This window comes from Micromonospora sp. NPDC048063, assembly GCF_043202855.1.
Lineage (GTDB): Bacteria > Actinomycetota > Actinomycetes > Mycobacteriales > Micromonosporaceae > Micromonospora.
The window spans coordinates 243,071-266,827 of the sequence record NZ_JBIDBG010000004.1 but is presented as its reverse complement, the minus strand read 5'-3'; the positions used below and the strand labels follow the sequence as shown (position 1 = coordinate 266,827).

The 23,757-nt window shown below is 68.4% G+C and carries 27 protein-coding genes, 1 tRNA gene and 1 pseudogene; 12 read left to right on the top strand and 17 right to left on the bottom strand.

Features of this window, described 5'->3' with window-relative positions; translation table 11 throughout:
• Positions 1–85: 85 nt before the first annotated feature.
• The 3 genes from ACGFZ2_RS12945 (at position 86) to ACGFZ2_RS12935 (ending at position 1,927) form a co-directional block, all read left to right on the top strand.
• Positions 86–694, top strand: coding sequence for a GNAT family N-acetyltransferase (locus ACGFZ2_RS12945; protein ID WP_393258250.1), 609 nt, complete (start codon positions 86–88; stop codon positions 692–694).
• 178 nt (positions 695–872) lie between these two features.
• Complete coding sequence (locus ACGFZ2_RS12940) at positions 873–1,664, top strand: hypothetical protein (RefSeq protein ID WP_393452993.1); 792 nt, start codon at positions 873–875, stop codon at positions 1,662–1,664.
• Between the two features lie 186 nt (positions 1,665–1,850).
• Positions 1,851–1,927: transfer RNA gene (locus ACGFZ2_RS12935), tRNA-Ala, on the top strand.
• A 61-nt stretch (positions 1,928–1,988) separates the two neighbouring features.
• Here the strand turns inward: ACGFZ2_RS12935 and ACGFZ2_RS12930 are convergent.
• A complete protein-coding gene (locus ACGFZ2_RS12930) occupies positions 1,989–2,528 on the bottom strand; it encodes a tyrosine-type recombinase/integrase (protein WP_393452989.1) in 540 nt (179 codons plus the stop codon).
• Positions 2,529–2,835: 307 nt separating this feature from the next.
• Here ACGFZ2_RS12930 and ACGFZ2_RS12925 point away from each other — a divergent pair, with 307 nt between their 5' ends.
• The gene (locus ACGFZ2_RS12925; protein ID WP_393452986.1) at positions 2,836–3,786 is read left to right on the top strand and encodes an NUDIX hydrolase; all 951 of its coding nucleotides are present in this window, start codon (positions 2,836–2,838) and stop codon (positions 3,784–3,786) included.
• On the opposite strand, the gene ACGFZ2_RS12920 is transcribed toward ACGFZ2_RS12925, so the two are convergent.
• Entirely contained in the window at positions 3,774–4,259 is a 486-nt protein-coding gene (locus tag ACGFZ2_RS12920) for an HD domain-containing protein (RefSeq protein WP_393452983.1), read from the bottom strand. The genes ACGFZ2_RS12925 and ACGFZ2_RS12920 overlap by 13 nt on opposite strands.
• A gap of 234 nt (positions 4,260–4,493) precedes the next feature.
• On the opposite strand from ACGFZ2_RS12920, the gene ACGFZ2_RS12915 reads away from it, so the two are divergent.
• Positions 4,494–5,252: a pentapeptide repeat-containing protein gene (locus tag ACGFZ2_RS12915; protein WP_393452980.1), complete on the top strand. Its 759-nt coding sequence runs from the start codon at positions 4,494–4,496 to the stop codon at positions 5,250–5,252.
• Here the strand turns inward: ACGFZ2_RS12915 and ACGFZ2_RS12910 are convergent.
• From ACGFZ2_RS12910 to ACGFZ2_RS12900, 3 genes are all read right to left on the bottom strand, one after another.
• A complete protein-coding gene (locus ACGFZ2_RS12910; protein WP_393452977.1) occupies positions 5,227–7,452 on the bottom strand; it encodes a hypothetical protein in 2,226 nt (741 codons plus the stop codon). The genes ACGFZ2_RS12915 and ACGFZ2_RS12910 overlap by 26 nt on opposite strands.
• A gap of 898 nt (positions 7,453–8,350) precedes the next feature.
• Positions 8,351–8,794 (bottom strand): hypothetical protein, encoded by a 444-nt coding sequence (locus ACGFZ2_RS12905; RefSeq protein WP_393452974.1) that lies wholly within the window; start codon positions 8,792–8,794, stop codon positions 8,351–8,353.
• 46 nt (positions 8,795–8,840) lie between these two features.
• The gene (locus tag ACGFZ2_RS12900) at positions 8,841–9,038 is read right to left on the bottom strand and encodes a hypothetical protein (protein WP_393452971.1); all 198 of its coding nucleotides are present in this window, start codon (positions 9,036–9,038) and stop codon (positions 8,841–8,843) included.
• Positions 9,039–9,517: 479 nt separating this feature from the next.
• On the opposite strand from ACGFZ2_RS12900, the gene ACGFZ2_RS12895 reads away from it, so the two are divergent.
• On the top strand, positions 9,518–10,018 hold the full coding sequence (locus ACGFZ2_RS12895) for a hypothetical protein (RefSeq protein ID WP_393452968.1): 501 nt from the start codon (positions 9,518–9,520) through the stop codon (positions 10,016–10,018).
• Positions 10,019–10,281: 263 nt separating this feature from the next.
• Here ACGFZ2_RS12895 and ACGFZ2_RS12890 read toward each other — a convergent pair whose 3' ends face one another.
• From ACGFZ2_RS12890 to ACGFZ2_RS12870, 5 genes and pseudogenes are all read right to left on the bottom strand, one after another.
• The gene (locus tag ACGFZ2_RS12890; protein WP_393452965.1) at positions 10,282–10,629 is read right to left on the bottom strand and encodes a hypothetical protein; all 348 of its coding nucleotides are present in this window, start codon (positions 10,627–10,629) and stop codon (positions 10,282–10,284) included.
• Between the two features lie 167 nt (positions 10,630–10,796).
• Positions 10,797–11,204: an arsenate reductase ArsC gene (locus ACGFZ2_RS12885; RefSeq protein ID WP_393452962.1), complete on the bottom strand. Its 408-nt coding sequence runs from the start codon at positions 11,202–11,204 to the stop codon at positions 10,797–10,799.
• Positions 11,205–11,221: 17 nt separating this feature from the next.
• Positions 11,222–11,737, bottom strand: coding sequence for a GNAT family N-acetyltransferase (locus tag ACGFZ2_RS12880; protein WP_393452959.1), 516 nt, complete (start codon positions 11,735–11,737; stop codon positions 11,222–11,224).
• 20 nt (positions 11,738–11,757) lie between these two features.
• A pseudogene (locus tag ACGFZ2_RS12875) lies at positions 11,758–12,465 on the bottom strand (aquaporin); the annotation flags it as partial.
• Positions 12,462–12,833 (bottom strand): ArsR/SmtB family transcription factor, encoded by a 372-nt coding sequence (locus ACGFZ2_RS12870; RefSeq protein ID WP_393258264.1) that lies wholly within the window; start codon positions 12,831–12,833, stop codon positions 12,462–12,464. The gene ACGFZ2_RS12870 and the pseudogene ACGFZ2_RS12875, both read right to left, overlap by 4 nt.
• A gap of 77 nt (positions 12,834–12,910) precedes the next feature.
• Here ACGFZ2_RS12870 and ACGFZ2_RS12865 point away from each other — a divergent pair, with 77 nt between their 5' ends.
• Together ACGFZ2_RS12865 and ACGFZ2_RS12860 are read left to right on the top strand one after the other, a co-directional pair.
• Entirely contained in the window at positions 12,911–13,063 is a 153-nt protein-coding gene (locus tag ACGFZ2_RS12865) for a hypothetical protein (RefSeq protein ID WP_393452956.1), read from the top strand.
• A 19-nt stretch (positions 13,064–13,082) separates the two neighbouring features.
• Positions 13,083–13,541: an ArsI/CadI family heavy metal resistance metalloenzyme gene (locus tag ACGFZ2_RS12860; RefSeq protein ID WP_393452953.1), complete on the top strand. Its 459-nt coding sequence runs from the start codon at positions 13,083–13,085 to the stop codon at positions 13,539–13,541.
• 256 nt (positions 13,542–13,797) lie between these two features.
• Here the strand turns inward: ACGFZ2_RS12860 and ACGFZ2_RS12855 are convergent, their stop codons facing one another.
• Positions 13,798–14,763, bottom strand: coding sequence for a phosphotransferase enzyme family protein (locus ACGFZ2_RS12855; protein ID WP_393452950.1), 966 nt, complete (start codon positions 14,761–14,763; stop codon positions 13,798–13,800).
• 453 nt (positions 14,764–15,216) lie between these two features.
• Between ACGFZ2_RS12855 and solA the strand changes: the two genes are divergently transcribed.
• Positions 15,217–16,362 (top strand): N-methyl-L-tryptophan oxidase, encoded by a 1,146-nt coding sequence (gene solA / locus ACGFZ2_RS12850; RefSeq protein WP_393452947.1) that lies wholly within the window; start codon positions 15,217–15,219, stop codon positions 16,360–16,362.
• A 55-nt stretch (positions 16,363–16,417) separates the two neighbouring features.
• Here the strand turns inward: solA and ACGFZ2_RS12845 are convergent, their stop codons facing one another.
• Positions 16,418–16,609 carry a general stress protein CsbD gene (locus ACGFZ2_RS12845; RefSeq protein ID WP_357694091.1) on the bottom strand — a complete coding sequence of 64 codons (192 nt, stop codon included), beginning with the start codon at positions 16,607–16,609 and terminating at the stop codon, positions 16,418–16,420.
• A 349-nt stretch (positions 16,610–16,958) separates the two neighbouring features.
• Here ACGFZ2_RS12845 and ACGFZ2_RS12840 point away from each other — a divergent pair, with 349 nt between their 5' ends.
• Positions 16,959–17,882: a CPBP family intramembrane glutamic endopeptidase gene (locus ACGFZ2_RS12840; protein WP_393452944.1), complete on the top strand. Its 924-nt coding sequence runs from the start codon at positions 16,959–16,961 to the stop codon at positions 17,880–17,882.
• Between the two features lie 89 nt (positions 17,883–17,971).
• Here the strand turns inward: ACGFZ2_RS12840 and ACGFZ2_RS12835 are convergent, their stop codons facing one another.
• Complete coding sequence (locus ACGFZ2_RS12835; protein ID WP_393258280.1) at positions 17,972–18,526, bottom strand: M23 family metallopeptidase; 555 nt, start codon at positions 18,524–18,526, stop codon at positions 17,972–17,974.
• A gap of 244 nt (positions 18,527–18,770) precedes the next feature.
• Between ACGFZ2_RS12835 and ACGFZ2_RS12830 the strand changes: the two genes are divergently transcribed.
• Positions 18,771–19,448, top strand: coding sequence for a hypothetical protein (locus ACGFZ2_RS12830; protein ID WP_357457216.1), 678 nt, complete (start codon positions 18,771–18,773; stop codon positions 19,446–19,448).
• Between the two features lie 89 nt (positions 19,449–19,537).
• Here ACGFZ2_RS12830 and ACGFZ2_RS12825 read toward each other — a convergent pair whose 3' ends face one another.
• The 3 genes from ACGFZ2_RS12825 to ACGFZ2_RS12815 form a co-directional block, all read right to left on the bottom strand.
• The gene (locus ACGFZ2_RS12825; protein ID WP_393452941.1) at positions 19,538–20,599 is read right to left on the bottom strand and encodes a DUF4352 domain-containing protein; all 1,062 of its coding nucleotides are present in this window, start codon (positions 20,597–20,599) and stop codon (positions 19,538–19,540) included.
• Between the two features lie 148 nt (positions 20,600–20,747).
• The gene (locus ACGFZ2_RS12820) at positions 20,748–21,404 is read right to left on the bottom strand and encodes a 4'-phosphopantetheinyl transferase (protein ID WP_393452939.1); all 657 of its coding nucleotides are present in this window, start codon (positions 21,402–21,404) and stop codon (positions 20,748–20,750) included.
• The gene (locus tag ACGFZ2_RS12815; RefSeq protein WP_393452936.1) at positions 21,397–22,509 is read right to left on the bottom strand and encodes a winged helix DNA-binding domain-containing protein; all 1,113 of its coding nucleotides are present in this window, start codon (positions 22,507–22,509) and stop codon (positions 21,397–21,399) included. The genes ACGFZ2_RS12820 and ACGFZ2_RS12815 overlap by 8 nt, the downstream gene beginning before the upstream one ends.
• A gap of 173 nt (positions 22,510–22,682) precedes the next feature.
• On the opposite strand from ACGFZ2_RS12815, the gene ACGFZ2_RS12810 reads away from it, so the two are divergent.
• Entirely contained in the window at positions 22,683–22,919 is a 237-nt protein-coding gene (locus ACGFZ2_RS12810; protein WP_393452933.1) for a hypothetical protein, read from the top strand.
• A gap of 12 nt (positions 22,920–22,931) precedes the next feature.
• Here ACGFZ2_RS12810 and ACGFZ2_RS12805 read toward each other — a convergent pair whose 3' ends face one another.
• A complete protein-coding gene (locus ACGFZ2_RS12805) occupies positions 22,932–23,753 on the bottom strand; it encodes a BPL-N domain-containing protein (protein ID WP_393452930.1) in 822 nt (273 codons plus the stop codon).
• Between the last annotated feature and the right edge of the window lie 4 nt (positions 23,754–23,757).

Below are 23,757 nucleotides of genomic sequence, written 5' to 3'. Positions count from 1 at the left end.
GAGTGCGCTTGCGATGACGCGGTCGTGAGCGGAAGCTGACGCGGTGAATCTGTTCGGGGGTGGGCGGGCGCCGGGGTGGCCGGCGGTGCTGAACGATGGCCCGGTGGTGCTGCGGCCCTACCGGCGGGCGGACGCCGCCGCCTGGTCGGAGGTGCGCCGCGCCAACCAAGAGTGGCTCGCGCCGTGGGAGTCGTCCCTGCCGGGAAGCTGGCACGAGCTGAACTCGCCGGCCGCGTTCCGCTGGGTGCACCGCGACCAGCGCCGGTCGGCGCGCAGCGGCGAGGGGATGCCGTTCGCGGTCTGCCTGCGCGAGGACGGCCGGGAGCGGCTGGTCGGCCACCTCAACGTGGGCAGCATCGTCCGGCGGGCGTTCTGCTCCGGGTACGTCGGCTACTGGGTCGACTCCCGGGTGGCCGGTCGCGGCATCATCCCGACCGCGTTGGCGCTCGCCGTCGACCACGCCTTCGGCGCGGGCGGGCTGCACCGGGTCGAGGTGAACATCCGCCCCGAGAACCGGCCGTCCCGCCGGGTGGTGGAGAAGCTGGGCTTCCGCGAGGAGTCGTACCACGTGCGCTACATGCACATCGACGGTGCGTGGCGGGACCACATCGGATACGCGATGACCAGTGAGGAGGTCGCCGCCGAGGGCGGCCTGCTGGGCCGCTGGCACCGGATCCGCGCCGTCGCGGGGTGAGCCGTCCCACGGACGGGATCGGCGCGGCGCGTCACCATCCGCGTCGGCGGCCCGTAACCTCAAGTGACTGCAAGCTGTGGCAAGCGCTGCTCCACCCGTACGATCCACGCACCCGACCACGCTCGGTGGAAGATCCTGCGGTCGGGCGGCGGTTGCTCCGAATTCGGTGACGGGAGGGGTGAGGGTGCCGACCTCGGTGCTCCTCGCCGTCCTCGCCGCCGCCGGCCTGCTCGCCCTCGCGCCGGCGCTGGTCCGCCGGTACGACGCCACCGAGCGGCTGGTGGCGGAGCGGGCGCAGTCGACGGCGCGGGTGCTCCAGCGCCGCCGGCGGCGTCGTACTGTCCCGGGGCGGAAGCCGGTCCACCCGCCCCGATCCCTCGTCGTCACCCTGAGCGAGAGCAAGGACGCGGGGGGTCTCGCGGCCCCGGTCTCCGCGCCACCTGCCGCCCGCCGGTCGAGCCGGCTGCGCGCCGTGCCGCCCGCCGGGAAGAAGAACCGCCGCCGCCCGCCGCCCCGCCGGCAGCACACCCCCGCCGTCTACCGCCGACGTCGGGTGCTCGCCGCGCTGCTCCTGCTCAACTTCGTCGAGCTGATCGGCGTGATCGTGGTCGGCCCCGGCTTCTGGATCAGCTTCGGGGTCACTGCCACCCTGCTGGTCGCGTACGTCGTACACCTGCGGGCGCGGGCGGTGGCGGATCGCCGGCGGCGGCGGGCGCAGGCCCGGGAGGCGGCATGGCTGGCCGCCCGGCAGGCCGAGGTGCGGCGGGAGCAGGCCCGTCGGGCGGCGGCCCGCCGGGAGGCGCAGCGCCGCCTGGCGGCCCAGCGCGAGGTGGTACGCCGCGCCGCGATGGGCCTGGACCGGCCGGCCGACCTGCCCGCGGCGGCCAACGGCGGCTCCGTGTCCTACCGGCGTACGGGCGGCCTGCGGGGCCGCCCGTACCAGTCCGGTCGCGGCACCCACTCGGCTTGAATGTCGGTTTCCGACGCGGCCCGGATGTCCGCTTCTGGCGTCGCCGATCCGATCCTCCGTGGTCGGTTCTCGCCAAGATCCCGCCGCGCCGGGGGTGGATTCGCGGCGGGGGCGGTCGACCTGTTAGCCTTGGCGCCGGCCCGCCCGGTGAAAGCCGGGTGGGACCGACGCCGGTTCGCCGGCGGAGGGGCTGTGGCGCAGACCGGTAGCGCACCTCGTTCGCATCGAGGGGGTCAGGGGTTCAAATCCCCTCAGCTCCACCAGTAACACCGATGAGCAGCGGAAACGCCGCTCCAAGGTCATCCGGCTCAGATCGGGCACAAGTCAGATCCGATCTTGGTACTCGGGTGGCCTTTTTCGGTTCTCCGCCGCCTGCCGCAGTGCCGTGCTGACGACGTTGCGGCGGCGGTTCTTCTTGGGCCACCAGTGCACGTAGGTCTCCAGCGTGATGCGCAGGCTGGAATGCCGTAGCGCCCGCTGAACGTCCGTCGGGTCGGCGTGGGCCGCGATCAGCGCGGTGGCGAAGTAGTGCCGCAGGGAGTGGAAGGTGCCGGTGTCGGGCCAGCCTGCCCGCTTCCGCCAGCCGCGCCACATGTCCGACCACCGCTGATCGTGGATCGGCCGGCCCCACGAATCGGCGAACAGCAGCGAGACATGTCTGCGAGTGGGGCTCTTGCCCGGGTCCGGCGTTCCAGCGGTGATGTCCGCCAGCTCGACGGTGGCCGGCGGGTGGTCGCGGACGTGATCGGCGAGGACGGCGGCCACATGGTCGTCCAGGTCGACGTCGCCCACCGAGCCCGACTTCGGCGGGGCGAGGTAGAAGCCGCCGTAGGCGACCTTGTGGAACCGCAGTTGCTGAACCACGTGGACCTCCTGGTGCTCGTAGTCGGCACCGCGAGCTGTCTTCCATGCCGAGCACTTCGCCCAGGCGTAGACCCTCGCCCGCGCCGAGCCAGATGGCCGCCCGATACTCGGCGGGGACGACTTCGACCAGGGCGAGCACGTCGTCGGCGGCCGGTACCCACTTGGGCGCCCGAGAGAATCCCCGCAGGATCGCCGACAGCCGGATCGCCTTGCAGGGGTTGTCGGGAATCACCTTGTCGATGACGGCCGCGTTCAGGATGACGTTCAGGACGTCGAAGTAGGTCTTCATCGAGGACTGCGCGACGTTGTGTTGGAGCTGCTTGGCGATCCATTCCAGGACGTCGGTGACGGTAATGGCTCGTATCGGCCGGTCACCGAAGAACGGGTAAAGGTGGTGGCGCAGGCCCGAATCGAGATGGCGTTGGTACGCCAGCGCCTGGCCGACCTGGCGGGACAGCCGCCACCGTTCCCCGTAGTCGCGGAATGTCAGCCGCCGCTCTCCCTGGTCGATCCGGGTTTCCTCGGCGAGGCCGGCACGGGCCTTGATGTCCCATGCCTCTGCGTCGGCCTTCCGTTCGAAGAGGCGTTCCCGGGGTTGCCCGGACGAGTCCTCGTATCGGCAGCGCCACCGCTTGCCGCGACCATGCCGCTTGGACTTCATGCGCTGCCCGTCGGGGCCGCGCTTGCTCAGGTACCAGAGGTCATCAACGGGCATGTCACGCCGCCTGGTCTTCCAGCCACGACCCGACAGGTCGGCGTCCTGGTCTACGGCGGGCTGTTCCTGCCCGAGTTCAACCACCAATGGGTGCCCACCCTGCGCGAGAAGGCGCTGGCCGGCGCCCAGGTCGAGCTGCTATTCGGCGACCCGGAAGGCAAGCACATCACCGAGCGCGGCGACGACGAGGGCATCGGCCACGCCATGTCTAGCAAGATCCTGAACGCGCTTGCCTTCTACAACGCGGAGACTGCCGTACGAGAGACGCGAGAGGAGACCGGGGTCGAGATCGAGGTGACTGGGGTGGTGGGGATCTACACCAACCCCAACCATGCCGTGGAGTACAGTGACGGCGAGGTGCGGCAGCAGTTCTCGATCTGCTTCCAAGGGCGATACGTTGCCGGTGAGCCCGCCCCCAGTGATGAGTCGTCAGAAGTTCGGTGGATGGGCCGATCCGAGTTAGGCGACCTGCCAATTCATCCGTCGATGCGCCTTCGGATTGAGCACGGCTTTGAGCAACGGGTGGAACCTTACATTGGGTGATCTGTCATGCGTGCTTGCGTGCGGCGTACCGCCTCCACCAATGACGGTTCAGCCTTACGCCAAAAGCGCGTGACGATATCATCGGGACCATATCGTTCACGTATTTCGGCCAGGCGATCCTCGATGGAGAGATCCTGGCCATCGGGACCAGTCGTCATATCTGCAAACCATAGTGCATCAGAGGTGACGGACTCTTTCCGCCGAAACTCGGCGGCCAGGACCTTCCCTAATCCGCGCTCGTCCGCCTCGTAAAGGGCGCACGAGTGGTGTGCGACAAGCGAAGCTATACGCGGACTAAAGCCGTGCCGAAGAAGCCAGCGTGCCCCATCAAGCGAGTGAAAACCGGTCTCCAATACATCGGGCGCATAACCAACGTCGTGGAGCCAGGCAGCGGCGATCAAGACATCGCCGTCTTCGCCCGCTAGGGCGCTGAGCCCGGCTGCTTTGGCGGCTACGGCCTTGACAGGCGCCATCGCCGCGGAAGCTGGTATTTCAGCTTCGCCTCTGAAGTGCGCGCTGCTAGCAAGACGATTGAACTCATAGAACTCAGCATACGACCGTGGGGGCCTCACCACCAGAGCCGCTCGGCCAGCCCGACATCGTCGCTAGACCACATGGCGGCCCGCGCGGTATGATCCCCGATTCGGTGTTGAACGGAGGTAGCAGCCGATATCGCAATTCCTCATCGACATGAGAGAGGACTATAAGTGCGCAAGTTTGGTTTGGCTGCAGCTGTCGTCGGCGTCGGGCTTCTCGTTGCCTTGATTATATTCACATTCGGATCGCTTCCGGCGTACATCCTTGAGCGGAACCATTCTGCCTACGCGAAGCTCCCGCTCCGGGATCAGATTCAGGCCGAGAAGGATATCCGGTCGCTGCTGCTGCAAGCGACGGCCGGGCTACTCCTAATAATGGGTGCCATTACAGCGTGGAAACAGGTCAGAGCCGCCCAGGAGCAACTAAAGATTAATCATGCCACCCGGCTCACGACCGCGTTCACTGCCGCACTTGATCAGCTAGGCGCTTCGGAGTCTCTTCCTCGTAGAGTGGGTGGCATCTATGCCCTCGCTCGCATCGCTGAGGAGTCGGCGCTTGGAGAGAACCAGCGAGTAATCAATGTCCTATCTGCCTTCGTGCGGCAGTCACCCACAAGGCCACTGGACCCGGCCCCACCTGATGTCAAAACGGCGATAGAGGTGCTTTGCTCCATTCGGGGCGGCGCACCCATCAACCTCGATGGCGCTAACCTAAGGAGCATTGATCTTAGGGGCGCTGATCTAAGTGACGCCAGTCTGCGAGGCGCGGTACTGGTTGACGCAGTATTGATCCAAGCGCGGCTGATGAACGCGGATCTCACTGGTGCCGACCTCCGGAGGGCGGACCTATCACGGGCCACGCTGAGCGGCACCATAATGGATGGGGCTGACCTCTCGGGTGCGGTTATTGATCCTCGGAGCGACTCTTGAACTGAGCGTGTCGGACTTCGATGATTCCGGAGAAGGGGATCAGTCCATCGATCAGCCGTTGCGTTCCACTGATCGCCTCCCGTAATTCTGGTTGAAGTATCTCTACCAAGCAGAGTCCGTGCTCAGTAATAGAGGGAATGAACAGACACGACGGATTTGGCGATCCATTCACACTCTCGAAGAGAGCGGCAGCTTGGCTCAATGCAGTCCGTGCCTGCTCAACATGTTGGAGACCCAAGCTGGCAATCGCTAGGTTAAACAGAAGGAGTGCATCGACACCGCCAGTGCTGCCGCCAACCTCGATCGCCTTGAGGACTTGGAGCGCTTTGTCATATTTCCCGGCGCTAATAAGCATATAACCGACGTTGTTGGCATCGTCGCTATCGAGAGGAAAGCGAGACGCGAGTTCGGCCTCATCGATGGCTTTTTGTCGCTCGCCATCAAGATAAGAAAAGGTGGCGCTAGCTGTGTGCTCCTCGCCTAGGTGTAACAATGAGTTCCTGTCGCCGGTATCGAGGAGGCGCTGAATGAACTCGCCGGAAGCGGGAACCTTGAAGCTTTTATTCATCCAATCAAGTGACCCGCCTTTTTCTGCGATCTCGACTGCAATCCGTTCAATTGCTTCGACATCATCCTCATCATGGATTGGGGCACAAATATTAGCCACGTGCGAGCCGTACTGTATTACAAATTCTCTCATAACCAGCTCGTCGCCGTTGCCGGCAGCTTCCAGGACCCAGTCGTAGACGACGTCTGTCTGGGGAGGTATTACTCTCAATGTGGGAGCAAGCAAGGCCTCGATAGTTTCCAGCACCCATGAAGTCGTCCCCGGTCCTCCAATAGGGAATTCCTTTGCAATGGCTCGGAGTCGACTTCGCACAACGTCCATCATCTGATAGGCGAAAGGCCGATCCTGTATTCGTATGTTTACGTTTCGGCTTTCGGCAAAGTACGACAAGTAGACTCGCTCAAAATCATCCCCTAGGAATGAGATGATTGCGTCGCCTCTTACTTCGAGTACCCCACCTTCGCTCAAGCGCCTGAGATGCTCAATTAGTTCCTCCCTCGTGAAGGCCTCACCGTCCGCTTCAATCGAGTGTGCGAACCAAATGTCATCGAATGTAGCGAACCCACTGCACCTCCCGAGAACGCCGAGTGCCTTTAGTTCGATCTCATTCAGTGTGCGGAGGGCCGCTAGGACTGGGCGTGAAGTGCCGGGATTCGCTACAGAGAGTTCTAGCTCTTGCATTACGTCATCAATTACATTTGCTGTTAGCGCCATTCTTTCGGCTCTCTTGTCCTGGACGCGCCGAAACATGAAATGGCACAGCAGTTGGATTTCGTAAGGCCGCCCGCCTGACAGTTGGTGGACGTGTTGATAGAACTGTCTGCCTCCGGTAATTAGCTCGTACGGCTTGAGGTTGAGAGCCTTTAGTGGTCCGTCGATGCACTCACGGCTATCGTCGAGCTCTTCGAATGGCTGAACACGAACTTTCTTGAATTGCCGAATAATGGGGGAGAAGACGTCGTCGAACAGCGGGAACATCGCTGGCGTTCCGGTTAGCACCAACATGTAGCCGGGCGTATTCATGAAGACGTTTCTCAGCATCTCCAGGGTGACCCTATTTGTAGCCAGCACGTTGCACTCGTCGAACAGTAGTACGCACGGAACCTTGCTAACCTCGTAGAGGTAGACCAAATCTCGGACGAGTTTATTCTCAGATATCTGCCTGCCGCCGTTCACGGATACGGCATAATGTGCTGGGAAGCGAAGCGGAAAACCTATGTGATCTGCTTCAGGGTTAAGCCCATCGGAGATCAGGCGATAGGTTCGTTCCTCGTCCGAGCCAGGTGGGAACAAGTGTCCTGCCTCGCTGACGGAATCCACGATTGCTTCGTAGATCTTCCAAAAGAGCCTCATCGGATCTGCGTCGCCCGAGTTCAGGTTGATCCTTGTGGCGAGGAGTCCAAGCTCCTTTGAGTCATGCTCGATGACGTTGAGCAGGCTTGTCTTGCCGGCCGCGCGCTCTCCGACCAAGGCAATGTTCACCGGGTGATGAGCGCGTCGTGCCTGCCGGAGGTAGTAGCGGAGGTCCTTCAATTCGGTGCTTCTGCCGGCGAACCGCTCTCGACTCGTCACCGGGTTCGCGAACTCATAAGGATTTGGCAGGTCTGAAAGCGGCAGGGTCTCAGGATCCACTGACGTCACCACTCTTGCCCTCATTTAACAATCCCATCGTAGGTACACTACGGCCTCCGGTCGCTCTGGACAACGACTGAATCATGACAATGGCTGTTGATACGGCTACGGCAGGCACGCGTCTCGGTCTAGCCAAGTGGCGCGCATCGGGGTGCCACTCGCAGTCTTCGCCAACTTGCTTGCTGGCTTGTCTTGGCGCGTCCCACGGCGTTCGTGTGAGGACTTTCTGTACGGGATCAAGGCGGCCCGCGTCGCGGGCCGCTCGCGCCGCCGAACCTGGGCCGGGCCGATGGCCCGCCGCCGCGCCTCTGGCCTTCGGCCGCCAGCGCGTCGGTGTTAGCCCGCCGGCGGCGCGACATACGACGAAGCCCCGGACCGCCTTGATGAAGGAAGTCCGGGGCTTCGGTGCTGTTTGGAACAAGTGCAGTGCCTCCGGCGGGGTCCTCGGGCACTCCGGGATGGTGGCGCCATCCCGACGACCTTCGTCCGGGCGGAGCCGAGCGGGCAGGGACTGCCCGGTCAAGGTCGTTCAGCCGCTGGGTGCTCCACCTTGACCGGGCAGGCCCCACCCGCTCCACAGGGGTGCGGACGAAGGCCGACGGGATGGCTAGAGGGCCAGCGAGGCTGGTGAAGATCATCAGGCACAGATCCGGCACAACCGCGAGCGACAAGCCATGTCAAACGTCGAGAGGTCTTGGCGATGGTTGACCAGGTCGCGCCGGGTATGTGCCCGACTCGTGATGATCTCTTCCCGCAGATGGTGTATGGGGTTCAAATCCCCTCAGCTCCACCCAGTTCAAAGGCCGTTTCCCGTCGTGGGAGACGGCCTTTTTGGATCTTGTACAGCAGCGAAGTGCAGCAGTCGTCGCCCCGCAGGGTCGATCTGGCTGGCCGCGAGCTAATCCGGCAGCGGCGTGGGATGCATCGTCAGGTAGATCAGCCCCTGCTCCTCGTGAATGGTGCAGCTCAGTTCGTAGGGCTCCGCAGCGCCGATGCGGAAGATGAGGGTGACCCGATCCCGCACGAAACTCTGTGTGCCGGTGGGCTCCCCAAACACGCCGGTGATCTCCTGTCGGTGCTGCCCTGCCCGCAGGGGGAGCCTCAGCGCGTCGATCATGTTCTGGACCGTTGACTCCGGCAGGGCGACGAGGTCGATCGCCACCGAACGCGTTACCTCGGGAGCCGACTCAAGACGAAGCCACTCCGTGAAGCCCGACGCCTCCCCGACCCAGCAACGGTCCAAGTACTCCCAGCCGCGAAGCTGCTCTAGGTGCTCTGCCGCTATGAAGCCGGCGAGGCGAAGTCGACCGAAGGCGTCATGCGAGATCCCCAACGGCTCCACTCTGACACTCCTTCAGTTGATCGAGATCGGGCGACAGTACCGCAGCTCACAGGAACTGGTCGCCGAGCCGGGTGAGGGCCGTCTCGGTCGCCTCGGAGGCGAAGATGTTCATGGTCACGGCGATCTGGCTGTGCCGGAGGATCCGCATCATGACCCGGGGGTGGACGTCGAGAGCCACCAGCAGGGTGGCGCAGGTGCGCCGGGTGGTGTGAAGCCGGTGTCTTGGAAGATCCTCAACGGGCACCACCAGGCACCGCGATTCCGCCGCCGAGCAGGCACTTCAGACAGAACAGGTCAGCCGAGAACGATCTTCCAAACTGGCGGTCTGGCGCTGCCATGGTGCGCCCGTGGCGGATCCCGTGACCGTTGCCGTTCTACTTCGCCCGCTCCTGGGTCGACGCCTGCTTGCGGCAACCGAGGCGCGGCACTGGTTCGACGACAGGCCAGTGATGGGAATTGTCGGCCTGCTGCATTTCTGGCTGCACTTCGAGGGAGCGCCCGCCATCATGGCCCACGGCTGCGGTGAGCTGCTGAAGCTCACAGAGGAAAAGCCCTACTCGTCGTACGGCATGCAGGGCTGGAACGCTGTACGGTCCGACCGTGTCAAGCCCAGCGCTGAGTGCCCCTACCGCGCCTTCACTGGCAGCCGCTTTCCCCGCCTACCTCCAGCGAGACGTACAGGCCGTCTTGAAGCTTCTGCCCCCGTCCAGCCTAGAACCGGCGTTGCCGTTCCGCGTCACCGTCGACGGGCAGCCGGTCATCATCCCGTACCGCATGTACCACGCCGAACCTCAAGCCCGTGTGGAGGGTGTCCTGTCACCGACCCAGTCGGCGATCCTCAACTGCCTCTATACGCGTCACCACGACGGTCGGGTGCGGCAGCGACGGCTTGCGCACGTTCTGAGGTTGAACGAGCCGTGGGTGGTCCCTTTTGTGGTCCGGCTGGTCGGAGAGTATGTCCTGGAGATCGTGCTCGACATCCGCCGTGAACTTGTCGAGATCCATGATCCCCGGACCCCACAGCACGCCGTCTACGGACAGGTCCTCGCCGCGAACCCGTCGTTCGTCGCCATCACAGCTCAGCGCGTGGCAAGCTACTGGGCCTGCTACCGGCATCTGTACTCCGACCGCCGCTACTACCCCGGATCCACACTCATTGAGTCCATGCGAGCCGCGGCCAGGTACTACAGCACCCCCACGAGGACGCGGCATCCTCATGTCTAGACAACCCGCCCACGTAGTCCACCTCCCACCCAACGTCCGCCAGGCCGTGACGATCGCGTGGGTGGTCACCCGCCGCCGTGGGCTGGGCGATCGCTGCCGCTCCGCTGTGCGGCGTGCCACCGGAGTACGTGGTCCAGGCGCGCGGTGAGCCGACGCTACGCGGATCCGCCCCCGACCCGAGCGAGCGGTGGCGGTGAGGCATACGACGCCGGACCGCCGCAGGCGGATCGAGCTGGTGACGTCGGGGGCCTGAGATCTGCTGCTCAGGCTCCTGACGTCTCGGCCGAGGCCAGTCTCCTGCTGGCGGTAGCGCTCATCTGCATCACCGGGCTCGGTCGGTCGGGCCGCCAGCCTTGCCGGAGCGCTGCCCGGATGGTGTCCGCAACCTCGGTCGGACGAACCGCCCTCCCGGAGGACACGATCCAGTTGTCCGGTCGCGGGAAGTCGGTCGTGACGACAAGTACCGAGCCCGGATCCTGCTCCAGCTCAACGGCATAGGTCAACGCCGTCTCGGCCAGTCCCTGGCTGTACGTGGGCTTCGGGCGGATCCGCCAGCGATAGGTGATGTCGTCGACCGAGATGAGGCGGCTGCCCTTCTTCGGAATGGCCATTGAATTTCTCCGCTCAGGTAATTTCCGGACGTTGCCGAAAGGGCGTAGAGGTCGACCAGGAAGGCTGCGTGCTCGTCGTGGGACTCGAACAGGTCATGCCGGGCGAGGTCGTCAACGGAGGCAATCGGCCGGACTCCCTGGGCAGTACAGCTAGCGAGCCGGGTTGCTCAGCCTTGTGGCTCGATGCTGGCGAGCAGGTCGGTGACTCGGGTCTTGATGTCGTCGCGGATCTGGCGGACGACGTCGAGGGGTTGGCCGGCGGGGTCGGTGAGCTTCCAGTCCTCGTAGCGCTTGCCGGGGAAGACGGGGCAGGCGTCGCCGCAGCCCATGGTGATGATGACGTCGCTGGCTTCGGCCGTGTCCCAGGTGAGTTGGGCCGGGGTCTGGTCGATGATGTCGATGCCGACCTCCCGCATGGCGTCGACGGCGACGGGGTTGATCTGGTCGGCGGGTGCGCTGCCAGCGGAGCGGACCTCGATGGTGTCTCCGGCGAGGTGGCGCAGCCAGGCGGCGGCCATCTGGGAGCGGCCGGCGTTGTGGACGCAGACGAACAGGATGCTGGGCTTGTCGCTCATCGGTGATGTTCTTCCTGTCAGATGAAGATCGGGCTGCGGCGTTCGATGAGGGTGACGTCGCGCCAGGTTCCGTGGTGGCGGCCGACGCGTTCGCGGGTGCCGACGGTGCGGAAGCCGCAGGCGGTATGTAGGGCGAGGCTGGCGGTGTTCTCGGGGAAGACGCCGGATTGGATGGTCCAGATGCCGGCCTGCTCGGTGGAGGCAATCAGGGCGTCGAGCAGGAGACGGCCGACTCCATGGCTGCGGGCGTCGGGGTGGACGTAGACGGAGTGCTCGACCACCCCGGCGTAGACGCACCGGTCGGACACGGCGGAGCAGGCGACCCAGCCGAGGACCCGGCCGGTGGGGTCGACGGCCACCCAGCGGTGACCGGGTAGCCGGCTGGCGGTGAACTGTTCCCAGGTGGGCGGTTCGGTTTCGAAGGTGGCATTGCCGGTGGCGATGCCGAGCCGGTAGATATCCAGCACGGCGTCGGCGTGCTGGTTGCCCATGGCGGCGATGGTGATGCCGGTGGTGCTGGCGGGGGCGGTCATCGGTTCTCCTGGACGAGGTGCGGCACGACGACGGCGTCGGCGGAGTCGGCGGCGTGGGGGTACCAGGCGGCGAGGGCGGCGACGGCGACCAGGCCGCCAACGAGCTGGGCGGCGACGAAGCCGGGCACCGAGGCCGGGGCGATTCCGGCGAAGGTGTCGGTGAAGGCCCGGCCGATGGTGACAGCGGGGTTGGCGAACGAAGTCGACGAGGTGAACCAGTAGGCCGCGCCGATGTAGGCGCCCACGGCGGCAGGGGCGGCGGAGGTGCGGGCCGAGCGGGCGAGGGCGAAGACCAGGACGACCAGGCCGGCGGTGGCGACCACCTCGGCCAGCCACAAGTTCCCCCCGGTCCGCTCGGTGCGGGACCAGGCCACGGCCGGCAGGTCGAACATCAGGCCGGCCAGCACCGCCCCGGTGATGGCTCCGCCGGTCTGGGCGGTGGTGTAGGCGGCGAGGTCGCGGGCGGTCAGGCCGGTGCCGGCGCGGCGGCCGAGCCACCAGTCGACGGCAGAGACAACCGGGTTGAAGTGCGCCCCGGACACCGGCCCGAACATGAGGATCAGCGCGCCCAGGGCGAGGGCGGTGGCAATCGCGTTTTCCAGGAGCTGGAGCCCGATGTCGGTGGGAGAGAGCCGGGCGGCGGCGATCCCGGAGCCGACGACCGCGGTGACCAGCAGTGCCGTACCGGTGAACTCAGCCGATGCCCGACGAGCCAGGGTGAGGGTCACGCGGTGGCCTGCGCGGATGTGGTGGAGATGTCCAACAGCGCGCCGAGTTGCCGAAACGCTTCCGGGCGGACCCGGTACCAGACCCAGGTGCCGCGTCGGTCGGAGTCGACCAGGCCGGCCTCGCGCAGCACCTTGAGGTGGTGGGAGATGGTCGGCCCGGACAGGTCGAACGCCGGGGTCAGGTCGCAGACGCAGATCTCCGGCACCGAGGCGATCATCGACATCAGCCGCAGCCGGATCGGGTCGCCCAGGGCCTTGAACATCGGCGCGACCACCGCCGCTTGGTCGGCATCCAGGGGGCGGACGGCGATCGGGGAGCAGCAGGCCACGGCTTGGAGGTCCACCACCGGCAGCGCTTGTTTCGACATGCCTCTAGGTTGACAGATCTCGAAACAGGGTGCAACGTAGGTCCTGCTTCGAAAATCATCTAGGCAAGGACGAAGCGATGCTCAAGCTGTTCTCCCGTCGCCGCACCACCCACGTCCAGGGCGTGACGCTCTGCGAGCCGTGCGGGCAGGTCTGCACTGCGGACTGCCATGCCGACGCCCGCTACGAGCGCACCCGCACCACCGCTCTCACCAGCCACCACATCCGCTAACCCGTCAGGAGGGGAAACCATGTCCCGTATCCAGCTCGCCCTGCGCGTGTCCGACCTCGAAGGCTCCGTCGCCTTCTACTCGAAGCTGTTCGACATCGAGCCGGCCAAGCGTCGCCCCGGCTACGCCAACTTCGCCATCGATAACCCTCCCTTGAAGCTCGTGCTGCTCGAAGGCGAGCCCGACCAGCCGACCGTGATGGACCACCTGGGCGTCGAGGTGTTCAGCACCGACGAGGTCAACGCCGCCACCAACCGCCTCACCGACGCGGGCCTGATCACCCTCGAAGAGAACAGCACGGAATGCTGCTACGCCCTCCAGGACAAGGTCTGGGTACGCGGCCCCGGCAACGAGCCCTGGGAGGTCTACACCGTCAAAGCCGACTCCGACCAACTGGAGAAGGCCACCGAGAGCGCCTGTTGCACCCCGAATGCCGAGAAGGAGCCGGCTGTCGCTGGGGCCGCGCCGAGTTGCTGCTGACCGATGGCATGTGCGCGCCTGGCGGCGACTGGCTGTCAGGCGCGCACATCCGTCGTTCGTGATCGAGCGGGGCAGGGCTCACTCCGGTCCTTGTCGGCCGGGCCGGTGGCCTGCTCCAGGCCGTCAGCCGCCGGACGGCGACGACCAATAACGACCGGAGACAACCACGTTTGCCCAGCTCACCGGCCGTGATGCAGATACCGACCAGTCGATGCGGCTAGGGCTTACCTGTAGTTGGTGAACTGGTGGCAGCCGATCAGGGCGCGTAGCTGGGGTCGGCGACGGTCTCGGCGATGCGGGTGAGCCAGTGCAGGTCGTTGGCTCGAGATTCTGGACTGGCCTCGGGGTTGAGGATGCTACGTAGAAATACGGCGACGTCGTCGAGGTGCCGCTCGCTGCGGTAGTAGCTCAGCATCGTCTGGTCCGGTTCTAGCGGCCCATAGCCTCGGCGGAAGAGTTCGGCGCGGCGCGCGTTGATCGGGTGGTCGCCGAAGTCTTGGCTGTGGATGAACATCAGGTCCCGCTCGCGCGGCGCGAGGATCGGCGCATCCCAGTCCACGACGTGCAATGGACCGTCGCCGTCAGCGATCAGGTTGCCGGGGTGGATGTCGGCGTGGCAGATCACGTGTTGGGCTTGCGTCACGCGGGAGGCCAGGTCGTCGACCGCCTCCGACAACCGATGCAGCGCGCCACCGTACCGGTCCCAGAAAGCGCCGAGGGCCTCGCTCGCCGCAGCCTGCTCGCCAAGGATTTGCAGCCGCTCGCCGGCGCTTGATCGGTAGGTCTCGACCGGCAGGACGGCTGTGATGTCGGCGCTCGGCGTAACCGCATGCAGGCGACCCAGGAACTCGCCGTACTCGAGCCACTGGCGGTCGGTGAGGCCGCGGCCCCACAGGCTGCCGCCCTCGTGGAACGGGTAGAGCAGCAGCTGGTATTCCCCGAACCCGTGACTGGCTCCGCCGTCTGGAAGGTCGATCGGTGCTACGACCTGCCTGACGCCTTGGGCTCTGAGGAACCCGGGCAGCAGGACGGCGGCTCGGGTGAACTCGCCGCGGCGCAGCTTCAGGAAATAGCGCCCACCGTCGGACGTGTCAACCCGGTACGCCCATGCATCCCCGTCGAGCCCGACCGGCATGAACACGAGATCGGCGACGTCCACGACCCAGGCGGCGGCCACCTCGGCCGCCAGAAGCCGGTCGTCAACGCCAGGCTTGTCGATCACCGACGGAGCGTTGCAGTTCGCAGGCCGGCCGGCAAGGGATTTGCCACCTGTAGGCGGAGTCAGCAGCGAGCCAGCAAACAGGCCGCCATACGACGGCGAGGGACGAGAAGGAGCGACTGGGGCCCGTGCCTGAACACGATGCCAGGCGGGGACGGCCTTTTAGATCCTGTAGAGCGGCTTGCCGAAACTGATCGCGAGCTGGTCAGGCAGTCCGTGTTCCGCTTCGACGTCTGGGCCGGACTGCGACTGGCACGTGGGGATCATCCTGCTCTAGCCGTGCTGTCGACGCGCAGCGTGAACGCCGAGTCATGGCGGGCGGGTATGCGGGGCGGCGACTTTGCCCAGCTCAGCGCCGTTCTCACTACGCGGGAAGCGGCTTCTGGGTTCGGTACGGTAGCGGCGGGCCAGGCACGCTCCGTTGCCGCTGACGCCCGAAAGGTGGAGGAAGTAGGTATGTCGGTCTACGACGTCATCGTCGTGGGGCTCGGTGGGATGGGCAGCAGCGCCGCCTACCATCTGGCCGCGCGGGGGCAGCGCGTGCTCGGTCTGGAGAGGTTCGGGCGGGCGCACGACCGCGGGTCGAGCCACGGCGGCTCGCGCATCATCCGGCAGTCGTACTTCGAGGACCCGGCCTACGTACCGCTCCTGCTCCGGGCGTACGAACTGTGGGAGAAGCTGGAACACGACGCCGGGCGGGAGATCATCTCGCTCACCGGCGGGGTGTTCGTCGGCCGACCGGAGAGCCTCGCGTTCGCCGGCAGCCTGCGTGCGTCGCGCGAGTGGAACCTGCCGCACGAGATCCTCGACGCGGGTGAGCTGCGCCGCCGCTTCCCGACGTTCAGCCCCCGGGACGACGAGCTGGCGCTCTTCGAGGCCAAGGCGGGCTTCGTGCGCCCCGAGGCGACCGTCACCGCTCACCTCGACCTCGCTGCCCGGCACGGCACCGACCTGCGCTACGGCGAGCCGGTGGCGCGCTGGCAGGCGCTGCCCGAGGGCGGCGTACGCGTGACGACCGAGAAGGGTTCCTACACCGCCGGCCGGCTCGTCGTCTGCCCGGGTGCCTGGGCGCCCGAACTCCTCGCCGACCTCGGTGTGCCGTTGACGGTCGAGCGGCAGATCATGTACTGGTTCCAGCCGGAGACCGGGGTCGGCCCCTTCGAGCCCGGGCGGCATCCCATCTACATCCACGAGGACGCCGCCGGCACGCAGGTGTACGGCTTCCCGGCCATCGACGGGCCCGACGGCGGCGCCAAGGTGGCCTTCTTCCGTGGCGGTGCGGTCTGCACGCCGGACACCATCGACCGGCAGGTGCACCCGGAGGAGGTGCAGGACATGCGGCAACATCTCGCCGGAGTCCTGCCGACCCTTCCCGGCCGGTTCCTGCGGGCCGCGACCTGCATGTACACCAACACGCCGGACCAGCACTTCGTGATCGCGACGCACCCGCGGCACCCGCAGGTCACCGTCGCGTGCGGGTTCTCCGGGCACGGCTTCAAGTTCGTCCCGGTCGTCGGGGAGATCCTCGCCGACCTGGCGACGAGCGGCGCGACCGCACACCCCATCGGGCTCTTCGATCCGCGACGCGACTTCTCCGGATAGCCCCCGACACGGAGCACCGCCCCCGGCGCGGCCGGGGGCGTGGCGACGAGCCGGGTCAGGTGGTGAAGTTGTCCCGCGCGTCCCGAGCGTCCTCCTGAACGTGCTCGCCGGGCTGGTTGCCCCGTATCTCGTCCCGCTTCGCCACCTGCTCCGCCTGTGCCCGCTCGCCCTGTGCCATGTCGCCCATCCGCGCCCTGGCGGCGCCGGCGACCCGCTCGACCTTGTCCTTCGCCCTCTCCAAGCTCATGTCGCCTCCCTGTCGCTTCGGCGGACCAGGGTGCTGTCCGCGCCTCCCGACCCTGCGTCCCCGCCCGTCCCCCGTTGAAAACCCTGATCAGCGGCTCGGGCCGGTCACCGAGGCGGTTGAGTGCCGGCTGAGTGTCTTCGGCTGGAACGGGCCTTTTCCGACGCCGGCGCCGCTGCGGGCGGGTCCGCGTTCGTGCAGGCCGGCGCGCGAATCCTTGCCCGGCCGGAACCAGGGGCCGGTCAGGGACCGACCGGGGTTGGTCCCGATGTCCCCGCGCCGCCCGCGTCGGAAAGCTGGATACAGACGGCTGGCAGGTCGTCTGCGTCCATTTCGTCCCAGAGGGGCTACCGTGACCGCCCGAACACCCACAAGCAGTCGCAACACCACCGAGCGGAGGTCGGCCGGCCTGACCTTCCGGTCGCTGCGTACCTTCTTCCTCGCCACATTCGGCCTGTCCTGGGGTGCGGGCATGCTGTACGTGCTGTTTCAGGCGAAGGTCGAGGCCATTTTCGGGCCCATGGGCTACACCAACCCGGTCTTCGTTTTCATGGTCTACGCACCCGGCATCGTGGGCGTGTTCATGGTGTGGCGCCATTACGGCGTGTCGGGCCTGGGCGCCTTCTTCCGTCGCTTCGCGTCGTGGCGGATGTCGCGGTCGTGGTGGCTGGTGCTGATCGTCGGCATGCCCGCGGTGTTCTATGCCGGAGCCGCGATCGAGGGCAACCTCGCCGACCCGTTCCCCTTCTCGCCGTGGCACGCCGTGCTGCCGGCCCTGCTGGCGATGTTCTTCATCGGCCCCATCGAGGAGCTCGGCTGGCGGGGCGTGGCGCTGCCGCTGCTCCAGCGGCGCTTCTCGCCGCTGTGGGCCGGGCTCCTGCTCGGCCTGGTGGTGGCGGTCTGGCACACGCCGTCGTTCCTGGTGAGCGGGACGAAACAGTCGGCGTGGGCGTTCTGGCCGTTCTTCTTCGGGGTCGTGGCGATCAGCGTCATCCTCACGCCGATGTTCAACGCCGCACGAGGGAGCCTGCTTGTGCCGTTCCTGTTCCACGCGCAGATGAACAACCCGGTCTGGCCCGACGCCCAGCCGTGGGACATGTGGCTGTTCGTCGTGGCGGCCGTTCTGGTGGCCGCGGTGAGCCGCAAGGCCATGCTGAACCGCGGTGCGGCGGTGACCACGATCCTCGCCGGGGGCGACGACCCGGGCGACGCCGGGAACGACGCCGCGCCGGTGGACCGGTCGCCCGGGACGGCGGCCGGCCGGCGCGCCGGGTGATGGTCCATGTCGTCCGGTGAACCCACCGAATCCCACGTGTCCCGCTCGCTGTCATCGGGCGAGCAGGACACGTGGGAGGGCGTCGTCGGTCAGGCGTAGTAGTTGACGCTGACCGGCCAGGTGCCGGTCCACGGCGTCCAGCCCTGGAGCGTGGCGGGGATGCCCACGCGGGTGCTGCAGTTGATGACCTGGAAGTGCAGGTGCGGCGCGGTGGACGCGCCGGTGCTGCCCGACCAGCCGATGACCCGGCCCTGCGGGACCCAGGTGCCGGCGTTGTAGATCGCCCGGTTCAGGTGCGCGTAGTGGGTGCACTGGCCGTTCGAGTGCCGGATGATCACCTCGATGCCGTTCTGCCAGTACGGCGACCAGTTCGACATGATGATGGTGCCCGCCTGGGAGGCGGAGACCTCGTAGTTCGCCGGCAGCCCGAAGTCCCAGGCGTACTCGTTGTACGCGCCGACGTGCGAGTACGTGCCCTCCGGCCCCTGGGTGACCAGGTAGGACTCGCCGGCCGGGTACGGCAGCTCGTAGTAGTAGTTCGCGGCCGAGGCCGGGGTGGCCCCGACGACCACGGCCCCGGCGACCAGCAGCATCGCGCTCACGGTCGCGCCGATCCGGCGCAGGACCGTCTTCCCTCTGTTCACTGTGGATCCCTCTTCGGTGTGCCAGCAGAGATTCAGCACCGTCATCGTCGACCGCACCGGTGGGAACTGAACAGCACGCCGGGGGGCGGTTCAACGAACCGGGTGGACGACAGGGGTGGGATCAGGGGTCGCCGCGACTGCGGGTGACGAAGGCGAGGCATCGCGTCGAGATGAACCCCGCCCGGCGTCCCGACGGCCGGCGCTCGTGCGGGCGGTCACTACGCTGCCGCCCGTGGATCGATTGATGAGCGTTTTCCTGTTCGCCGGCTGCGGGGCGTTCGCCGTCCTCCTCGGGGTCGGGCTCACCGCGCTGGTCGTGACGACCCACCGTCAGGAGCGGGAACGGCGGGACCGGTGGCGGCAGTGGGCCGCCCGGTACGGCTGGACGTACGCCGAGAGACCGCAGGTCGCCTGGACCGACCGGGTGCCGGGCCGCAGCCGCCGGGGCGTGCGGTTCGCGCTGGCCGGGATGCTGCACGGTCGCCCGGTGGGGGTGGCCGAGTACGCGTACACGGAGACGCAGACCTCGACCGGCGCGGACGGCAACCAGACGACCACCTCGCAGACCCACACGTACGTCGTCTGTTCGGTGTGGCTGCGGCGGCAGTTCCCGCCGCTGGCGGTCGCGCCGCGCCACGTCTTCTCGAAGCTGGGCCGCGCGCTGTTCGGCAGCGACAGCTACGCCACCGGGCACGAGGAGTTCGACCGGCAGTGGCGGGTGGGCGCGGCGGCCCCGGGTCAGCAGGCCCTGGTCGGGCCGACCCTGATCGGCGCGCACCTGGCGGGGGCGGTGCCGGCCTGGAGCGTGCGCGGCGCGGAGCTGATCACCTACCGGCGTGGCCGGCTGGCCGACCCGGCCCTGGTGCCGTCCCTGGTGACTCCGCTGATCACGGTCGCCGACCTGCTGGAGCAGGGCCGCTGACCGCGCACCGGCATGCCGGCGGGGAACGGTCCGGGACAGCGCGGGAGGCCGGCCCCCGAGGGGACCGGCCTCCCGTCAGCAGGTGCGGACTACGGCTTCCAGGAGCCGGCGCTCTCGAACCTGTGCTTGTACTCCAGCGCGCCGTTCTTGTCGCGGACGTCGAACACCACGGTGCCCGTGCGCTTGCTGCCCTCGCGCAGGTTGTTGCCGGAGCTCAGCGTGTCGCCGCAGCCGGAGAGCGCGCTGGCCAGGCCGTTGGTCGTGGTGCCGTCCGAGGCCACCCACTCGAAGTAGAACGGGTTGATCGAGCCCTTGCCCTTGGTCACCGTGGCGGTGACGTGGGCGATCAGGTACATGCCCTTGTCGGGGTCCGGAGCGTACTCCCGGCAGCCCTTGGTGGCGGTGGTGAACCGGGTGACCGTGACCTCGAGGGTCCCCTCGTCGTCGGAGAGGACCAGCGTGTCACCGGGCTTCATGTTGTAGGTCTCGTCGTCCTCGCCCGGCGTGGCGCTGGTGGCGGGCGAGCCACTCGGCGCGGCGTTGGTGGTCGCCGGGGTGGGCAGGGCCTTCTCCAGGTCGTCCTTCGCCTTGTCGGCACCGGCGACGACCGCCGCGATGCCGCCGACGCAGCAGAGCAGGGTCAGCACGACCGCCACGATCGCGATGATCAGGACGGTCTTCTTCTTGTTGTTCGGCGGCGCGACCGGCTGCGGCGGGCCGAGCGGGTAGCCGGGCGCGCCGGACGTCACCTGCGGGTACGGCGTGCCGGAGATCGGCGGCTGCGGCATCCCGGACGTCGGCTGGTGCGGTGGGGCCCACGGCTCGCCCGGCGTCCCGGACACCGGCGGCTGCGGCGCGCCGGAGACCGGCGGCTGCGCCCACGGCTCGCCGGGCACGCCCGACACCGGGGGCTGCGGGGCGCCGGAGACCGGCGGCTGGGGCGCGGCCCACGGGTCGTTGGCCGGCTGCTGCGGCACGGGCGGGAGCGGGGACCACGGGTCGCCCGCGGACTGGGGGCCGCCGGAGACCGGCGGCTGGGGCGGGTAACCGCCCTGGTTGGCGGGGAACTGCGGTGCCGGCGGGTACGGCTGCTGCTCCGGGCTCGGCTGGTAGGGATCCTGCGGCCCGTATGGGGGCTGGGGGTGACTCACCGTACTCCTAGGCACCTGACGACGACGGCAAACGCGGCTGACGCTACCGTGCGCGGACAACGGAACATCTTCGCGTCTCCGGCGGCCCGGCGTCGTCCCCTGAACGGGTCACGTGCCGGATCGAAGGGGCCAGGAGGCCGGTGGCGGGTCAGCGGGGCAGCAGCACGGCGGCGGTGCGCACCAGGGCGTCGTCGACGCTGAACCGGCCGGTGACCAGGGCCGGCGGGTCGGCCACCGGGGCGGCGTCGATCCGGGCCGGCGTGATGCGGGCGGTGAACGTGCCGGCGTCGGGGTCGAGCTCCACCAGGGCGTCGTGGAAGTCCAGCCAGGTGCCGACGACCGGATGCCACACCTTGTAGATCGTCTCCTTGGCGCTGAACACCACCGCCGGCCAGGAGGTCCCCGCCGGCAGGCGGGCGAACCGGTCCTCCTCCTCGGGCAGGCAGATCAGCCGGCGTACGCCCGAGTTGAGCTCCTTGTGCCGCTCGGCGTCGATGCCGACCGACCGGACCTCGGCGCCGCGGGCCGCGACGGCCGCGCAGTAGTCCCGGGTGTGGGTGATGGCGCCGACCACGCCCGCTGGCCAGACCGGCGACCGGTCGGCCGCCGCCGGCACCGGGACCGGGGGCACGCCGAGCGTCGCCATCGCGCGGCGGGCGCACACCCGCCCGGCGGTGAAGTCGCGGCGGCGGCTCTCCACCGCCCGCTCGCTGAGGCAGGCCCGCTCGGCCGGCAGCAACTCACCCGTCCAGTCCGCCGGCCCGGCCACCGCCACCGCCACCGACGGCGGCAGCAGGTCACGCATCGCCGCCCCCCGAGAGGTACGCCCGCACGCGCGCCCGCTCGGCGTCGAGCCCGCCGGCCGGCACCGGCGGCGACTCCGGCCACAGGTCCACCACCGGCTCGCCGTCGCGGGCCTCCCAGGTGCCCACCACCCGCCCCCGGTGCAGCACCACCGGCGAGATCCAGCCGGCGGCCCGACTGACGGAGGCGCGCCGGTCGGCCGGGACGATCGTGGTGTCCTTCGTGCCCGGCCCGAGCACCCACTGGTCGAAGGCGGGCAGCAGGCGTACGGCGTCGTCGGGGCGGGCGGCGGCGATCTCGTCCACGTCGACTGCCCGGGCGTACGCGGGCCGCTCGTCAACGGTCACCGGCACCAGCTCGCCCGCGTCGACGAGCCGGGCGAACCAGCCGCGCAGCGCGGCCCGCTTCGAGCCGCCCCGGCTCAGCCACTGGTCGAAGGTCTCCGCGCTCGACGGCCCGTACGCGCCCAGCCAGGCCGGCACCACCCGGGACGCGGCCTCCTCGGGGTCGGGCAGGCCGGGCCAGTCGGGCCGCAGCGTCTCCGGCCGGGTGAAGGTGACCCGGTTGCCCTCGGTCGGCCCCTGCACCAGCAGGCCCTGCCAGGCCAGCGGCTTGAGCACGGCCCCCCACCCGGATTCGAGGTGCGCGGCGACCGTCCCGTCGCCGGTGCGTTCCACGATTTCGGCGGTGAGCTGCTCCCGGGTCAGCGTCCGGCCGTCGAGCGCGGCGGCGGCCGACTCGGCGATCGCCGCGAGCTGGTCCACGGTCACGAAGGTGCGCTGCCACGAGCCCTTCTCCCAGAACCGGCCGGCGGCCAGCAGGGACAGGCAGGCGGGCGCGTCCTCGACGCGCAGCACGTGCAGGGTGCCGCGCATCGCCCAGGTGCGCAGCAGCCGACGCCCCGCGAGCGCGGCCGCGACCGCCCCGGGCCGGGGATCGGCCTGCCGGGCGGCGACGGCCTGCTCGGCGGCGGAGGCGACCTGCGCCTGCACGCCGACGAGGCGGCCGACCACGTCGACCGGGTCCACGCCCGCCGGCCGGTGCAGCAGGTGCCGGCCGGCCCGCCAGGCCAGCACCTGGTCCACGGTCAGCGTCGCGATGGCCATGGTTGGTGAACGTACCGCAACCGCGTAACGCCGTAGCGTTCGGTGGCGCTGATGGGGCGTCGCAGGGGGGACGGCTCTCATCCATTGTCGACTCTGGTCCGCCGGGGGCGGGCCGCCACGTGAACCGGAGAGGGAGTGCGATGACCGGTGGTGTGGAAGGCTCAACGTCCCCCGTGGACGATCACGCGCCGGTGACGCCGGGCTGGACCTGCGGCACCTGCGGCGCCGACTGGCCGTGCACCGTCAAGCGCGCCCGGTTGCTGGAGGAGTACCGGGTCGACCGCGCCATGCTCAGCGTCTACCTGGGTTCCTGCCTCGCGGCCGCCGCCCAGGACCTGACGCCGGCGTCCGGGACCACCCTCCAGGACCGGTTCATGGGCTGGCTGCCCCGGCAGCACCGGCGCGAGTGACGGCGCGGCCGATCAGCTCCCACCGGACGCCGGGGCCCACCCGTCCACCGTGCTCCGCACCAGGTCATGGCCCAGGTCGAGGCGGATGCCGTCCGGGTTGGTCAGCTCGGCGTCGGCGTACCACGACCGGTCGGCTTCGGGATGCGGTCCCACGAGTCCGACCCGCCCGGCGCCGAAGGCGGTGACGACGGCGGCGGGCGCGCCGGTGTCGTAGGTGGCGAGCACGATGCCCGGCGCCCCGGGTCGCAGCTCGAGCGTCGGCCCGTCCTGGAAGAACATGTGCCGGGACCTGCCGCGCCACCGGACGGGGACCACCGCGTCGTCGGCGCTGTCGACGCTCGCCCCGGCCGTCCTGATGTACTGGTCGACCTTCCCGTCGAGCAGCCCGAAGCCGGGGCGGGTGGCGGCGAGGTACGCCCCCAGGCAGAAACCGAGGTAGTGGCCGCCGTCGCGGACGAAGCCACGGATGTCCTCGGCGTGGTCCCGCAGCCTGCGCCAGGCCGGGCCGACGTTGCCGCCGCCGGGTTGGGCGTAGACCGTCGCTTCGGCCAGCGTGCTCCGCGAGATCTGCCGCTGCTCGCCGGGGCCGCAGTATTCGGTGCGGAACCCGCCGGGTGCGCTGCGCAGGAGGGCGGCCACGGCCTCGGCGCAGCCGGAACAGGCGGCCGGCCCCCGGTAGACCAGTGCCAGCGGCCGGTTGCCGTCCCCGGTGACCGCCGACACGCCGGCCCACCCGAGGGCGGCCAGGGTGCCGGCGGCGCCGGCACCGACGACGAGGCGTCGCCGGCTGATCCGCCGCTCTCTACGCAGCAGGCCCGAGCTGGTCCGTCCCATGTCG

Excerpts from the sequence above, each read along its gene's own strand:
- ACGFZ2_RS12845 (WP_357694091.1), bottom strand. The coding sequence starts at position 16,609 with ATGAGCTTGGAGAGGGCGAAGGACAAGGTCGAGCGGGTCGCCGGCGCC.
- ACGFZ2_RS12830 (WP_357457216.1), top strand. The coding sequence starts at position 18,771 with ATGAGCGTTTTCCTGTTCGCCGGCTGCGGGGCGTTCGCCGTCCTCCTC.
- ACGFZ2_RS12920 (WP_393452983.1), bottom strand. The coding sequence starts at position 4,259 with ATGGCGCCTGTCAAGGCCGTAGCCGCCAAAGCAGCCGGGCTCAGCGCC.
- ACGFZ2_RS12815 (WP_393452936.1), bottom strand. The coding sequence starts at position 22,509 with ATGGCCATCGCGACGCTGACCGTGGACCAGGTGCTGGCCTGGCGGGCC.
- ACGFZ2_RS12865 (WP_393452956.1), top strand. The coding sequence starts at position 12,911 with ATGCTCAAGCTGTTCTCCCGTCGCCGCACCACCCACGTCCAGGGCGTG.
- ACGFZ2_RS12805 (WP_393452930.1), bottom strand. The coding sequence starts at position 23,753 with ATGGGACGGACCAGCTCGGGCCTGCTGCGTAGAGAGCGGCGGATCAGC.
- ACGFZ2_RS12820 (WP_393452939.1), bottom strand. The coding sequence starts at position 21,404 with ATGCGTGACCTGCTGCCGCCGTCGGTGGCGGTGGCGGTGGCCGGGCCG.
- ACGFZ2_RS12860 (WP_393452953.1), top strand. The coding sequence starts at position 13,083 with ATGTCCCGTATCCAGCTCGCCCTGCGCGTGTCCGACCTCGAAGGCTCC.
- ACGFZ2_RS12880 (WP_393452959.1), bottom strand. The coding sequence starts at position 11,737 with ATGACCGCCCCCGCCAGCACCACCGGCATCACCATCGCCGCCATGGGC.
- ACGFZ2_RS12870 (WP_393258264.1), bottom strand. The coding sequence starts at position 12,833 with ATGTCGAAACAAGCGCTGCCGGTGGTGGACCTCCAAGCCGTGGCCTGC.
- ACGFZ2_RS12885 (WP_393452962.1), bottom strand. The coding sequence starts at position 11,204 with ATGAGCGACAAGCCCAGCATCCTGTTCGTCTGCGTCCACAACGCCGGC.
- ACGFZ2_RS12890 (WP_393452965.1), bottom strand. The coding sequence starts at position 10,629 with ATGGCCATTCCGAAGAAGGGCAGCCGCCTCATCTCGGTCGACGACATC.
- solA (WP_393452947.1), top strand. The coding sequence starts at position 15,217 with ATGTCGGTCTACGACGTCATCGTCGTGGGGCTCGGTGGGATGGGCAGC.